We start from the raw sequence: 13393 nt of genomic DNA, 5'->3' as shown, positions 1-13393 counted from the left end.
GCTTCCTGACCTTGTTTTCCGGCTGCGAAGGCGAAAAGTGACCGAAAAGGGTTGATTTCGGCTCGTCTGGGGTCAAAATGAGGTCACCAAGCCGCGGCGGCAGCCCCCACCAGGAGGCCCGGCGCCGGGAATTCCGCGCCCCGTGGCGTCGGTGTGTGTTCTCACATTCCCGGGCTCGGTTTGCTGGAAGTTATGCCATTGATGGTGTGATCGGGCACACACCATAGTTGGAGCTACCTTGCACCGGACACTCGTCCCCGCACCCCATCCGGAGAATCAGATGGCCCACACGGTAGATACTGCCTCCGCATCAACATCCAGGCTGGACCTGGCAAAGATGCGCAAGATTGCCCTCGCCAGCGTTATTGGCACCACCGTCGAGTGGTACGACCTTTTCGTCTTCGGGACGGCGTCGGCCCTTGTCTTCAACAAGATCTTCTTCCCCAGCTTCGATCCGATCGTCGGCACCATGCTGGCCTTCGGCACCTTCGCTTCCGCCTACATTGCCCGCATGGTCGGCGCCATCATCTTCGGACACTTCGGTGACCGGCTGGGCCGCAAGTCCATGCTCCTGGTCTCCCTCCTGACTATGGGGGCAGCTACGTTCGCCATTGGCCTGTTGCCGGACTACAACAGCATCGGCATCATGGCCCCGCTCCTGTTGCTCTTCCTCCGCGTCGTCCAGGGCCTGGCCCTCGGCGGCGAATGGGGCGGCGCCGTGCTCATGACCGTTGAACACGCTCCTCCTGCCCGCCGTGGTTTCTACGGTTCGCTGGTGCAGGTCGGCGTTCCCGCCGGCACCTTGATCGCCAACGTGGCCTTCCTGATTGTTGCCTCCACCGTCAGCACCGAAGCCCTGTATTCGTGGGGCTGGCGCATCCCGTTCCTGGCCTCGGTCCTCCTGGTCACTGTGGGCATCTACATCCGCCTGCACATCGAGGAAACTCCTTCCTTCCAGGCAGTCAAGACCGCCGGAGCCAAGGCCAAGATGCCGTTCGCGGCACTGATGGCCAAGTACTGGAAGCAGGTTGTCCTGGGCGGCGTCGCCACCCTTTCCACGGGCAGCACATTCACCCTGTTGGTGGCCTCCGGCGTCTCCTATGGCAAGAAGGAACTCGGCCACTCCGAGAGCCTGATGCTCTGGGTGGTCCTGGCCTCCTGCATCCTGGGACTGTTCCTCATCCCGTTCTTCGGCAAGCTGTCGGATAAGTACGGTCGAAAACCCATCATCTTCGCCGGCGTGGCAGCCGAGGCAGCACTCGCCTTCCCCATGTTCTGGCTCATGGACACCAAATCGGTGGCACTGCTCTTCGTCGCCTACCTGGCCATGATGACCGCGTTCTGCGCCAACTACGGCCCCATCGCCACGTTCCTGGCCGAGCTGTTCGGCTCCAAGGTCCGCTACTCCGGCCTGTCGGTGGCTTACATGTTGTCCGGCCTCCTGGGCAGTGCCGCCACCCCGTTCGTTACCACGTGGCTCTTGGGCATGACGGGTCAGAGCTCGTCCATCGCCTGGTACATCATGGCCGCAGCCGGACTGTCCCTGGTGGCACTCTTCCTGCTGACCGAAACCCGGTACGGCAACATCGACGCCGTCGACGAGGCACCCGCGTCCGCTGGCTCCGCAGAAGCCGCGGCAGCCCGGTGACCGTCACCACCATCGAGCGCCTGGCCGGCATCCCCGGCCAGGCGCCCGCCGTCGGGCCCTTTTCCCCGGCGGTCATTGCGAACGGCTTTGTGTTCACCTCCGGCCAGATCCCCGCCATCACGGGACTTGACGATCAACCGGACACCTTCGAAGGGCAGGTCCGGCAAACCATCCAGAACCTCGCCGGGGTGTTGGCGGCTGCAGGATCCAGCCTGCAGCACGTGGTCAAGGTCAACACCTACCTGACCAGCCCGGACCAGCTGGAGGAATACAACCGCATATACGTGGAGTACTTCGGAACGGCCAAGCCTGCCCGGACCACCGTGTGCGTGAGCTTGTGGGGCGTCTCCTTGGAAATTGAATGCGTGGCAGTCCTTGCCGGGAAACCAGAGGTTGCCCAGTGACCCCCACCATCTTGGAGGACCTGACCGACGTCAGTTACCCGACCATCGGCCACTTCCTCGAAGAGGGCTTCGTCTCCCCCGCTGTCCAGTCGCTTCTGGACAACGTGAAGATCGCCGGCCCAGCCGTCACCGTCCGGATCGCCGACCACGACGCCATCGCCATGAACCGCGCTCTCTTGGCACTCAAACCCGGGGACGTCCTGGTGGTGGACATGCTCGGCGACCACCGGCATGCGCCCGTCGGGGCCGTGACTGCAGCCGCGGCGCTCGCCCAAGGTGCTGCCGCCGTCGTGGTTGATGGCGTGGCCACCGACGTGCTGGAACTGCGGCAAACCGGCTTGCCGGTGTTCGCCCGCGGGACCTCGTGCCTCACCACCAAGCGTCTCCACGGGAACGGGTCCGCCGTGAACGTCCCCGTGAGGTGCGGCGGCGTGGAGGTCAACCCCGGCGACCTGGTGCTGGGGGACGACAACGGGCTGATCGTGCTTTCACCGGACGCTGCACAGGACGTCCTGGCCAAGGCGCTGCAATCTGACGCCGCCGAGCCGGACATCCTTGCGCGCATAACATCCGGGGAGCCACTCGAATCGATTCTGGCGCTCTAATGCCGCCGAGAGCGTAACCGCCCAGCCGCCGGGACGCCACCAAGGAACTTCGGCTGGGGATGGGGTAGAACTTAACCATGAGCGTACGTACACCCGACCCGTATCCAGGCTGGCTTTCAGATGAAGACCTCTTCGAAGCCCGCGGCCGCCTCCCCATGGTCTACGTGGAGGCTGTTCCGGTCAGGCTGGATCCGCTCGGGTATGTGAATGAGGTTGGCACGCTCCTGCAGGGCGACGCCGACGGCAACATGGTGCGCTACCTCGTCTCCGGCCGCGTCCTCTACCGCGAAACCATCCGCGCGGCGCTCCTGCGGCACATGGAAAAGGACCTCGGTCCCCTTGCCTTCCCGCAGTTGCCCATCAGCCCGGTTCCGTTCACAGTGGCCGAATACTTCCCGGCCCCGTCCCAGACGGGCTTCACGGACGACCGCCAGCACGCTGTGTCGCTGGTCTACATCATTCCCGTGACCGGCGAATGCGAACCGCGACAGGACGCCTTGGAACTGACCTGGATGACGCCTCAGGAGGTGCTGAGCGACGACGTCCAGCAGGAATTCGAGGGCGGCCGCGGAAACCTTGTGCGGCAGGCCTTGGCATTCTCGGGCGTGGTTCTCTAGCGGGTCCCGAGCCCTGCAGCGGCCGGTCTTTGTAGACTGGACGGCGGACCCCAAGAGAACCAAAGGACTTCCGATGACTCACAGCCCAGCCACACAGCAGTACAGAGAGAAGCAGGCTGGGGACCTGCAGCCCGGAGACTTTGTGTTCCCGCCCGGTGACGGACCAGCCGAGGAAATCCGCAGCATCGAGGTGCACAACGACGACTACGGCGTGGCCGCCCTGCTGCTGGCGACAATGGTCGACGGCGGCACGGTACGGATAGCTGTCGGGTCCAGTGTTCCTGTGGGTGACGGAGTAGCGGCCGGCTCAGGCGCGGACGCCGGCGACGCCGGCACAGCCGAATCGCCCGGGCCCGACTCCGGCACCACCGACTCCAGCACCACCGCGGATGCCGACGCCGATGCTCCCGCTGGACCTGCCGTCGTCGTACCTCCGCGCCCCGAGTCGCCGCCGACGTATACCGGACCGAGCGCTGAAGAACTCGCGCTCATTCCCGAACCCGAAGGAACCCCCGAAGCTGTGGTGAGCGCCGCCGCCGCCAACCACAAGGGCAAGAACGGCGTTCAAGTACTTGCCGAACGGCTCTCGAAAGGCATCAACACCAAATCCGGCAGCTGCCTCCGGGACCTGAGCGACCTCGCGTTCGATCTATGCATCGTGCTTCGCGATCCGGACCACGCTTTGGCCGTCGCGGACCTGCTGAACGTGCTGCCCTTTGACGGAAACCTGGATCGCTGGGCGTCGATCGAGAGGGCATTGGCATTGTCCAGTTTCATCTGCCGCGAAGCAGGCCAAGCCGAGCGTGCCGCCGTCTACGAGAAGCTGCTCCGAGCCCCCGAGTCCCAGGAAGAGGACCCGTTCAAGGCCCGGATCAACGCCAGGGTGCGCCAGCGCTCGCTCAACGAACCCAACCTGTACGACAAGGAAATCTTCCGCGCAATCGACAACGGCAACCACGAAGCCGAACGCGAATGGCGGTTCCTGCGTCTGGAAGCACTCATGTTCCTGCGCGCCCACGGCGGGTCCAAGACCATCGGTGAGGACGAGTTGGCCCGGCGGATCGGCAACGAGCTGGAATCGGTGCGCGCTTAAGCCTTTTTGGGGGATTTCAAGACCTGTTATGTGGGCGCCAACGGCGGTAGATTCGGGGCCATGACGAACAATCTGAGCGTTGTGGTTAATGCCGATGCGCAGCAGGTTTGGACCATGCTGCGCGAACCGTCGTTGGTTGCCCAATGGCACGGTTGGGAAGCTGACGATCTCGCCGACGAAATCAAGCAAATCTACTTCAACACGGACGTTGTGGAAGGACCCGATCACACCAGCCTCACCGTCAACGGCGGGGACATCTTTGAACTGCACCCCGTCTCCGGCGGCACGGAAGTAAGAATCACCAGGGTCGCCCTGGACCACGATTCCGAATGGGCTGACTGGGACGAGGACATCACGCAAGGCTGGCTCACGTTCCTGCACCAGCTGCGCTTCGCCCTGGAACGGCACCCGCACGGGCACCGACGGACGCACTTCGTCACGCTGCCGGGCAAAGGCGGCCCCGCGATCGAGAAGCTGGGGCTCGGAGATTTGCCGCCCGTTGGGGAGGAGTACTCGCTCACCCTCGCGACGGGTGAGAAGATCTCCGGCAAGGTCTGGTTCAAGAGCCGGCACCAGGTTGGCCTCACCGTCCACAGCTACGCCGAGCACGGAGATGGGCTTTTGATCGTCGCCGAGCAACTGCCGATTCCGGAGAAAAGGCCCGACGGCGGCTCCATGGTGATTGCCTCCACATACGATTTGGGGGCGCACACCTTGGCGGACATCCGGTCGTCGTGGGACAACTGGAAGGCTGAGAACTACGGGTCGTAGGGCCCGCTCCGCAGGTTACTCCCGGTAAAGCTGGCACACTTGGTAGCGTGCCAGCTTCCTCTTCTGCTCCTGCTTCTTCTCCTGCGCTGCCCGGATTGTCCCACCGGCAATCAGAGTTCTCCTTCTCGGTGGGCACGCGCCTCACTGAAACGTGCTCGCCGTCGGACGCCCAAGTAGACGCCAACGGCGGCGCGTTCCTGGGCCGGACCGGAACCATCACCACGCCGCACGGGACCATCCAGACGCCCGCGTTCATCGCCGTCGGGACCAAAGCCACCGTGAAAGCAGTGCTTCCTGAGTCCATCGCTGAGCTCGGCGCCCAGGCAGTCCTGGCCAACGCCTACCACCTGTACCTGCAGCCGGGGCCCGAAATCCTCGATGCCGCGGGCGGGCTGGGCGCGTTCATGAACTGGTCCGGTCCCACGTTCACCGACTCCGGCGGATTCCAGGTGATGAGCCTGGGCTCGGGGTTCAAGAAGGTCATCGACATGAAGAACGTGGATTCTTCCGGTCCGGATGACGCCGTGGCTCCCGGCAAGGAACGGCTGGCGCACATTGACGATGACGGCGTCTGGTTCAAGTCGCACCTGAACGGGGACCGGCATCGCTTCTCCCCCGAGATCTCCATGCAGGTCCAGCACCAGATCGGCGCGGACATCATGTTCGCCTTTGACGAGCTCACCACGTTGCAGAACTCGCGGGCGTATCAGGAGGAATCCCTGGAGCGGACGCGTTTGTGGGCGCTGCGGTGCTTGACGGAACATGCTTCCCTGACCGCGTCCCGCGTTGGTAAGCCGTACCAGGCGCTGTTCGGCGTGATCCAGGGCGCCCAGTACGAGGACCTGCGCCGCAAGGCCTGCCAGGACCTTGGCGCCATGCCCTTTGATGGCTATGGAATCGGCGGTGCGCTGGAAAAGGAAAACCTGGGCACGATTGTCCGCTGGTGCAACGAGGAACTTCCCGAGGACAAACCGCGGCACCTGCTGGGCATCTCCGAACCGGACGACATCTTCACGGCCATCGAGAACGGCGCCGACACGTTCGACTGTGTCTCCCCCACCCGCGTGGCCCGGAATTCCGCGTTCTACACCCCGTTCGGGCGCTTCAACCTGTCCGGAGCCCGTTACAAGACGGACTTCGGCCCCCTGCAGGACGGCTGCGACTGCTACACGTGCGTGAACTACTCCCGCGCGTACATCCACCATCTGTTCAAGGCCAAGGAAATGATCTCGGCAACGCTGATCTCCATCCACAACGAGCGGTTCGTGGTGAAGATGGTGGACGATGCCCGCCTGGCCATCGAATCCGGGGACTTCTTCGAGTTTAAGGCCGAGACGCTGGGCCGGTACTACTCGTAGACCCGGCATGGGCTCGCTCCCGCCCCGAGATCGCTGGAGCTGAGCCAAATCGCTGGAGCTGTGCCAAATCGCTGGAGCGGAGCCAAATCGCTGGAGCTGTGCCAAATCGCTGGAGCTGAGCCGCGACTTCGCACGGCTCCCGCGTCGTCGGCATGCGCACAGCGATCTCAGGCGTTGTCCACATAGCGGCAGCAGGGGCTACCTTGGGCCGTGTGCGCAGCCAAGGCTTGGTACATGAGTCAGAAACAGACGTCGACCCTCCCCCAGCTGGGAACGCTTTGGCGCACACAACAGCTCAATGAACTGGGACTTGGTTCACGCGCAATCGCCGAACTCGTCCGGAAGGGTGAGCTTCTCCGCGTGCGCCAGGGATGCTACGTCCGAAAGGCGGCGTGGGACAAACAGCCAGTCGATGCCCGCGGCAAACAACTGATACACGCGCATGCTCACGGAACTCTCATCACGTCCAATGGGGGCTTCGTCTACAGTCATACTTCTGCGGCTCGGCTCCACGGCTTGTTCCTATGGAACGTGGACCAGCTGATCCATCTCATTCTTCCCACCAACCCCTCCAGCGGTCGGCTTGGCAAGGATGTCCGCGGCCACAGGCTGCGGTTGCCTCCCTCCCAGATCGTCATGGTGGAGTATCTTCCGGTGACCGACCTGGAACGAACGGTGGTGGACTGTGCCATGACGTTGAGCTACCGGCAGGCCCTGATCATCATGGATCACGCGCTTCGGCTCGGAGCGGACAAGCCGCTCATGATGGCGCACGCGGGCACCTTGTCGGGAAGGCGGGGAGTCACGACTCTGCGGAGATGCTTGGCCAATGCTGACCCCACCTCCGAATCCGCAGGAGAGACGCTATGCCGGGAACTCCTCCAACGGCTCAAGGTACCGATGCCCGCGGCGCAGGTAGAGGTGCAAAGCCGGATCGGTCGCTATCGGATGGACTTTGCGTGGAAGCGGGAGAAGGTGGCCCTCGAGTTCGACGGAGAGGTCAAGTACTTCAAGTACGCCCGAACGGACCGGGTGATCTTCGAGGAACGACGCCGGGAGAAAGCGCTCGTTGAGGACGGCTGGCTCTTCATCCGGGTGGAGTGGCGGGACCTGTTTCAGGAGCAGGAGTTCAAAGCGCGCGTTCTGAAGGCCCTCCATCGGTGAGCTCGACGCGGGCCGCGCGTACCGCCGTCGTGCCGGTTCGCGAGATCGCCGAGCCTGTGCGGGGAAGCGGGATCCGTGCGAGATCGCCGCTCGTATCCGGCGATCTCGCACAGCTCCCGCGTCTGTGGCGCTGTTCCTGCGTGCTTAGCTAACTCCGTAGCTGGGCTCGCGCTTCTTGATCCAGCCAACAACCAGCACGGTGACCGGCACGAACAGGAACTCCACGGCGGTCTTGTAGACGAAGCCCACCAGGACGTAATTGACGAATGATCCCGCGTCCGTGATGCCGATGACCGACGCCGCGATGCTGCAGAAGATCAACGTGTCCACGAATTCGCCCACCACGGAGGAGCCCATGAGGCGTGCCCACAGGCTCTTTTCGCCGGTGCGTGCCTTCATTTTCACCAGGATCCACGAGTTGATGGTCTGACCTGCCAGGAACGCAAGCAGCGACGCGAGCACGATCTGCGGCACGGGACCGAGGGCACCTTCGATGGCAGCCTGCTTGGCGGTTCCGTAGTCGTCGGTGAAGCCGGGCAGCACGATGATGATCCAGTAGCAGAGGGACGCGAACACTGAGAGCGCGAACGAAGTAATGATGGCCTTCCGCGCCACTTTGAAGCCGTAAACCTCGCTCATCACATCACCCAGGATGTAGGCCAGCGGGAAAAGGAAGAACCCGCCATCGGTGATGATGGGCCCGAGCACCACGCCCTTGGACGCGCCGATATTGGACAGGATCAGCACCACGGCCATGACGGCCAGCATGATGCCGAAGTACGGGGAGCCGATTGAAGCGAAGCGCGGAGCGGGCTTGCTCAAGGTACTGGAGCCGGAGGGCGAGGGCATGGGTCATCCATTTCTTAGTGGTTCGCGCAGGCTTCCTAGGTGAGGTTGCCCCGCTGTATTAGCACTGTGGGTGGTGGGGCATTCGGCCCGGCACCGCTTCCATTCTCCCACCCACGGACCCTCTCTCACATCCCACCCCTTTCGGGCATCCCTCTCTCACGTCCCACCCACCAATCTCATTTTGAACACGTTCAGAAATGATGGCATACTCATTGTTGAACACGTTCAAAACTTTCCGCGAGGAGCAACGCATGGCTGCAAAGAGTGAACAGACCCGCCAACTGGTGGCCGACGTCGCACTGAAGATGTTCCGCGAAATCGGCTTCGAAAAGACCACCATGCGCGCCATAGCCCAAGAGGCCGGCGTCTCGGTCGGCAATGCCTACTACTACTTCGCGTCCAAGGACGAACTGGTCCAAGAGCTGTACATCCAGGTGCAGGACGAGCATGCGGTGGTGGCGGCCGAGGCCCTCGAAGGCGTCCAGGATCTCGCCGGACGACTCAAGGCAGTGCTGCACACCGGCGTCGATGTCATGAACCCGTACCACCAGTTCGGCTCCGACTTCATTGCCACCGCGATCCGGCCGACGTCGCCCGTCAACCCGTTCGGTGAGGCGTCCACTGCCGCCCGCGAGGCCTCGCTCGCGATCTTCCGGTCCGCCGTCGAGGGCTCCTCCCCCGCCGTCGCGAAGAAGCTGCGCGGCGATTTGCCCGAGCTGCTGTGGCTGATGTACATGGGAGTCGCGCTGTTCTGGGTCTACGACACGTCAGAGGGCCAACGCCGCACCCGCAAGCTGATCGACGGCGCCGCGCCACTGGTGGCGCGCGGCTTATCGCTCGCGAAGATTCCCGGCGTGAGCAAAGTGTTCGACGACGTCCTGGGACTCGTGCGCAACGTCAAGGCAGACTCATGACCCCGTCGACGGTGGTGATCGCGGGCGCTTCCGGCTTCATTGGCAGCTACTTCCAGCGGCGGTTCCTTCAAGAGGGCTGGCAGGTCCGGACCGTTGGGCGGGACGCTTCGGCTGACGCGCAGTGGTACGACGACGGCGCCATCACCAAAGTGCTGGACGGTGCCGAACTGCTGGTGAACCTCGCCGGACGATCCGTGAATTGCCGTTATGACGAGCGGCACAGGAGGGAGCTCTTGGACTCCCGGGTTCTGACCACGCGGACCCTGGGGCGGGCGGTGGCCGCGTGTGCCGAACCTCCCCGTACATGGATCAACTCCAGTACCGGAACCATTTACCGGCACGCGGACGACCATCCGCAGTCCGAGGGCTCGGGTGAATTGGGCAGCGGGTTCTCCGTGGACGTGGCCCGTGCCTGGGAGAACGAGTTGGAGGCTGCGGTTGTGCCCGGCACGCGCAAGGTGCCGCTTCGCATGGCGATCGTGCTGGGGGCAGGTGGCGTCATGAGCCCCCTCCGGAACCTCGCCCGGCTGGGTTTGGGTGGGCACATGGGGCCCGGAACGCAGAAGTTCAGCTGGATCCATGTGGAGGACTTGTTCCGTGTTGTCCTGTTCGTCCACGGGCAGCTTGGCCTTAGCGGTCCAGTGAACGCGGCGACGCCCCAGCCGGTGGATAACCGTGAGCTCATGTCATTGGTCAGGCGGAGCATGGGTGTCCCCTTTGGCGTCCCGACGCCATCGTGGCTGCTCGAGGCCGGGGCCGTGCTCATCCGGACCCAGACCGAATTGGTGCTGAAGAGCCGGTGGGTGGAACCCCGGAAGTTGCTCGACGCGGGTTTCGCGTTTGAGTACCCTTCGTTGGCCGGTGCGCTCGGCGAGATCGCCGCAGGGCATTCCGATCCCTCTCTCACATAACCACCACCTCAGCCGACCCCTCTCTCACATCACTAGGAAGGTCCCCATGAGCCAGGAACCATGGACTGACGAGGATGAGTACTCGCTGGCAGTGCGGAGGCCGTCAAGCGATTGGCGCTACGGCGCGAAGGATCGAGTGGTCCTCGACGGCAAAGGACTGGCAGTTGGAATCGCCGTAGCGCACCTGACGTTTTGCATCTTCTGGGCGTTTCACTCCTTGGGATGGGCCTTGATCCTTTTCATCTACAGTCTGCTCCCCGCCTGGGTAGTCGGCGCAGTGGTGGGATCACTCGTAGGCCTGGCCCTGCGTCGTGTCCGTAACCAGTGGCTTCACGTTGCGGCCTTCTTCACAGTTGGGTTGCTCATGTGCCTGCCCTTTGGCGGACTCTCGGCAACCGGTCCGCTGCTGTTCTCGTTGTCCATCGCCCTCGCGGCCGGCGTCGGCCGCTTGGCCATCTGGAGGCTCGTCGTGACGAACGAGCAACCCTCTTGGGAGAACCCTCTCTCACATAAGTGAGGGTTTCACCCGATCCTCTCTCAGATATTCGCACCGTTGAGGTAACGCTCGCTCACATCACGCCATTACGACGGCGGTCCCCCAGGGTCGCGTCGCCGGAATCCGACGTAGCGGGGAACCCTTGCCGAATAGTCGGCGTAAGCCTGTTGAAACTGCTCCGACAGTGTGGCCTCCTCATGAAGCACACCCCAATGTTCCGCGAGCATCCCGGCAGGCATCGTGGCAAAGGCCCAGGCCGTACCAGCTAAACCGCCGGCACCCAGATGGACGAGCCACCAACCGACGTACATCGGATGACGGGTGTACGCATATGGGCCGCTGGTGACCAGAACGTCCGGCCGCTCAAGAGCGAACGGGCCAGCCGACCGTCGTCGCCGTTCAATAAGTGCCCATGTATTGATACCGACGCCGGCGAGCACCAGTCCGGTTCCCACCAGTCCGTTAAGGAGCCGCGGACCGGGAAGCCGCACGGGATGCAGCCTTTGGAGCAGGACGCACACCGCCAGCCCAGTCACTTGTCCAGGAGGCAGCGGAACATTGCCGAAGGCTCTCTTCCAGCTGGGCAACGTCCCCTCGGCCGCCCCCGATAATCTCGCCATGCCAGCACGGTACTCCCGAAAATCCCTGTGATGTGAGAGAGCGTCCACCAAAACACGACGGGATGTGAGAGAGCGTCCACCAAAACACGACGGGATGTGAGAGAGCGTCCACCAAAACACGACGGGATGTGAGAGAGCGTCCACCAAAACACGACGGGATGTGAGAGAGCGTCCACCAAAACACGACGGGATGTGAGAGAGCGTCCACCAAAACACGACGGGATGTGAGAGAGCGACGGTGGGGCGAGCGCTGACCGGCCTCATCCGAAACCTAAGGAAGTGTTAGGAAATGCCCGGCCAACTATGGCTGTGCCGTGCATCACCCATAGTTTGGAACATGTCCTCTTCACCCCGGAGGGCCTTTCTTAGTCGACGAAGAGCCATGCGCAAGGACGCCATGAGCACGAGCTTCATGGACAGAACGAACTCATGCAAGACACGGCTGCCGTATGCGCAGCCGCCAGGAAGGTTCATTGATGAGCACCCAACAAGCTGTACCTCTGAGCGAAGCCGCCCAGACACGCAAGGCAGTGAGCAACATCCTCAAAGGCTCCGCGGGCAACCTCGTGGAGTGGTTCGACGTGTACGTTTACACCGCATTTGCGGCGTATTTCCAGTCGCACTTCTTCAACTCCTCCGACGATCTCCAGGCCGGCCTTGAAGCGATGGCCGTCTTCTCGACGTCGTTCCTCATGCGCCCGATCGGTAGCTGGTTCTTCGGCCGCTATGCCGACCGCAAGGGCCGTAAAGCCGCGCTCACGCTCAGCGTGACCATGATGTCCGCCGGCTCGTTCGCCATTGCGATCATGCCCACCCAGGATGTCATCGGTCTGTGGGCCATGATCCTCCTGGTCTTCATCCGCATGGTCCAAGGCTTCTCGGTGGGCGGCGAGTACGGAACCAGCGCCACCTACATGTCCGAGGCAGCGACGGCCAAACGCCGTGGCTTCTTCTCCAGCTTCCAATACGTGACGCTGATTGGCGGCCAGATGCTGGCCCTCCTGGTGCTCGTGATCCTGCAGAACACCATGAGCAAGGAAGACCTGACGCAGTGGGGCTGGAGGATTCCCTTCGCGATTGGTGGCGTCGCTGCCCTGGTAGTGCTCTGGCTGCGACGCTCCATGGAAGAGACCCTCTCTGCCGATCAGCTGCGCGCTGCGCACGTCAAGGTTGAAGGCGAAGCCCAGCCGGGCACCATGAAGCTCCTGTTCACCAAGCATTGGAAGCCGCTACTGATCTGCATCGGCATCACGCTCGGCGGCACGGTTGCCTTCTACACATACACCAACTTCATCCTGAAGTTCATGAACGATACGTCCGGTATCGCCAAGACGGATACCTCCGTGATCAACTTCTGGGCGCTCTTCATCTTCATGCTGCTCCAGCCCGTCTACGGCATGCTCTCCGACAAGATCGGCCGGAAGCCGCTGCTGATCTGGTTCGGTGTGACGGGCGTTCTGTTCACCTGGCCCCTGCTCTCGGCGCTGGCCGGGACCAAGGATCCGTTCGTGGCATTCCTGCTGATGTTTGGTGGACTGCTGATGGTGGGTGGCTACACGTCCATCAACGCGCTGGTGAAGGCTGAACTGTTCCCTGCGTCCATCCGTGCGCTCGGCGTAGGCCTGGGCTACGCGATCGCCAACTCGCTGTTCGGCGGTACGGTTCCGCTGATTGGTGCAGCGTTGCAGAAGTCCGGCCAGGTGGACATGTTCTTCACCTACGTCACGGCCGCCATCTTCATCTCGCTGCTGGTGTACATTTTCGCCCTCAAGAACAAGAAGCCGACGCACTTGGATGCCGAGCAGGGCAACGCCTTCGTCGCCAAAGGCACGGCGAAGGACGACGACGACAAGAAGGACCTCGTCAACGCCTGACCTGGCTGCCTTGCGAGGCCCGTTCTGCGCCCTTTGGATCCTCCGAAGGGCGCAGGGCGGGCCTCACAA

Annotated in this window: 14 protein-coding genes; 12 read left to right on the top strand and 2 right to left on the bottom strand. The window is 63.0% G+C overall.

Going from position 1 to position 13393, the window contains the following annotated elements; all coding sequences use genetic code 11:
* The first annotated feature begins 280 nt into the window (after positions 1 to 280).
* From FQP90_RS11560 to FQP90_RS11525, 8 genes are all read left to right on the top strand, one after another.
* Positions 281 to 1648, top strand: coding sequence for an MFS transporter (locus tag FQP90_RS11560; RefSeq protein ID WP_167510460.1), 1368 nt, complete (start codon positions 281 to 283; stop codon positions 1646 to 1648).
* The gene (locus FQP90_RS11555) at positions 1645 to 2052 is read left to right on the top strand and encodes a RidA family protein (protein ID WP_144650312.1); all 408 of its coding nucleotides are present in this window, start codon (positions 1645 to 1647) and stop codon (positions 2050 to 2052) included. The genes FQP90_RS11560 and FQP90_RS11555 overlap by 4 nt, the downstream gene beginning before the upstream one ends.
* Entirely contained in the window at positions 2049 to 2657 is a 609-nt protein-coding gene (locus FQP90_RS11550; RefSeq protein WP_208759992.1) for an RraA family protein, read from the top strand. Before FQP90_RS11555 ends, FQP90_RS11550 begins: the two co-directional genes overlap by 4 nt.
* A gap of 77 nt (positions 2658 to 2734) precedes the next feature.
* Entirely contained in the window at positions 2735 to 3274 is a 540-nt protein-coding gene (locus FQP90_RS11545; protein WP_144650308.1) for an NUDIX hydrolase family protein, read from the top strand.
* A gap of 73 nt (positions 3275 to 3347) precedes the next feature.
* Complete coding sequence (locus FQP90_RS11540) at positions 3348 to 4367, top strand: DUF6707 family protein (RefSeq protein WP_144650306.1); 1020 nt, start codon at positions 3348 to 3350, stop codon at positions 4365 to 4367.
* 60 nt (positions 4368 to 4427) lie between these two features.
* On the top strand, positions 4428 to 5138 hold the full coding sequence (locus tag FQP90_RS11535; RefSeq protein WP_144650304.1) for an SRPBCC family protein: 711 nt from the start codon (positions 4428 to 4430) through the stop codon (positions 5136 to 5138).
* A gap of 47 nt (positions 5139 to 5185) precedes the next feature.
* Positions 5186 to 6496, top strand: coding sequence for a tRNA guanosine(34) transglycosylase Tgt (gene tgt, locus FQP90_RS11530; protein WP_144650302.1), 1311 nt, complete (start codon positions 5186 to 5188; stop codon positions 6494 to 6496).
* 234 nt (positions 6497 to 6730) lie between these two features.
* Positions 6731 to 7660, top strand: coding sequence for a type IV toxin-antitoxin system AbiEi family antitoxin domain-containing protein (locus FQP90_RS11525; RefSeq protein WP_144650300.1), 930 nt, complete (start codon positions 6731 to 6733; stop codon positions 7658 to 7660).
* A 144-nt stretch (positions 7661 to 7804) separates the two neighbouring features.
* On the opposite strand, the gene FQP90_RS11520 is transcribed toward FQP90_RS11525, so the two are convergent.
* The gene (locus FQP90_RS11520) at positions 7805 to 8509 is read right to left on the bottom strand and encodes a queuosine precursor transporter (RefSeq protein ID WP_144650298.1); all 705 of its coding nucleotides are present in this window, start codon (positions 8507 to 8509) and stop codon (positions 7805 to 7807) included.
* A 251-nt stretch (positions 8510 to 8760) separates the two neighbouring features.
* Between FQP90_RS11520 and FQP90_RS11515 the strand changes: the two genes are divergently transcribed.
* Genes FQP90_RS11515 through FQP90_RS11505 form a run of 3 tightly spaced genes read left to right on the top strand, consistent with a single transcriptional unit; the run spans position 8761 to position 10851 of the window.
* A complete protein-coding gene (locus FQP90_RS11515; protein ID WP_144650296.1) occupies positions 8761 to 9423 on the top strand; it encodes a TetR family transcriptional regulator in 663 nt (220 codons plus the stop codon).
* A complete protein-coding gene (locus tag FQP90_RS11510) occupies positions 9420 to 10334 on the top strand; it encodes a TIGR01777 family oxidoreductase (protein ID WP_144650294.1) in 915 nt (304 codons plus the stop codon). The genes FQP90_RS11515 and FQP90_RS11510 overlap by 4 nt, the downstream gene beginning before the upstream one ends.
* A 46-nt stretch (positions 10335 to 10380) precedes the next feature.
* Positions 10381 to 10851, top strand: a complete 471-nt coding sequence (locus tag FQP90_RS11505) for a hypothetical protein (RefSeq protein WP_144650292.1) — start codon at positions 10381 to 10383, stop codon at positions 10849 to 10851.
* A 65-nt stretch (positions 10852 to 10916) separates the two neighbouring features.
* Here the strand turns inward: FQP90_RS11505 and FQP90_RS11500 are convergent, their stop codons facing one another.
* Positions 10917 to 11450 carry a methyltransferase family protein gene (locus tag FQP90_RS11500; RefSeq protein WP_144650290.1) on the bottom strand — a complete coding sequence of 178 codons (534 nt, stop codon included), beginning with the start codon at positions 11448 to 11450 and terminating at the stop codon, positions 10917 to 10919.
* 476 nt (positions 11451 to 11926) lie between these two features.
* Here FQP90_RS11500 and FQP90_RS11495 point away from each other — a divergent pair, with 476 nt between their 5' ends.
* Positions 11927 to 13324: an MFS transporter gene (locus FQP90_RS11495; protein ID WP_144650288.1), complete on the top strand. Its 1398-nt coding sequence runs from the start codon at positions 11927 to 11929 to the stop codon at positions 13322 to 13324.
* Positions 13325 to 13393 lie beyond the last annotated feature (69 nt).

The organism is Paenarthrobacter nitroguajacolicus (assembly GCF_007786235.1).
Taxonomy (GTDB): domain Bacteria; phylum Actinomycetota; class Actinomycetes; order Actinomycetales; family Micrococcaceae; genus Arthrobacter; species Arthrobacter nitroguajacolicus_A.
The sequence above is the reverse complement of the archived record's forward strand: the minus strand, read 5'-3'. Positions and strand labels throughout refer to the sequence as shown.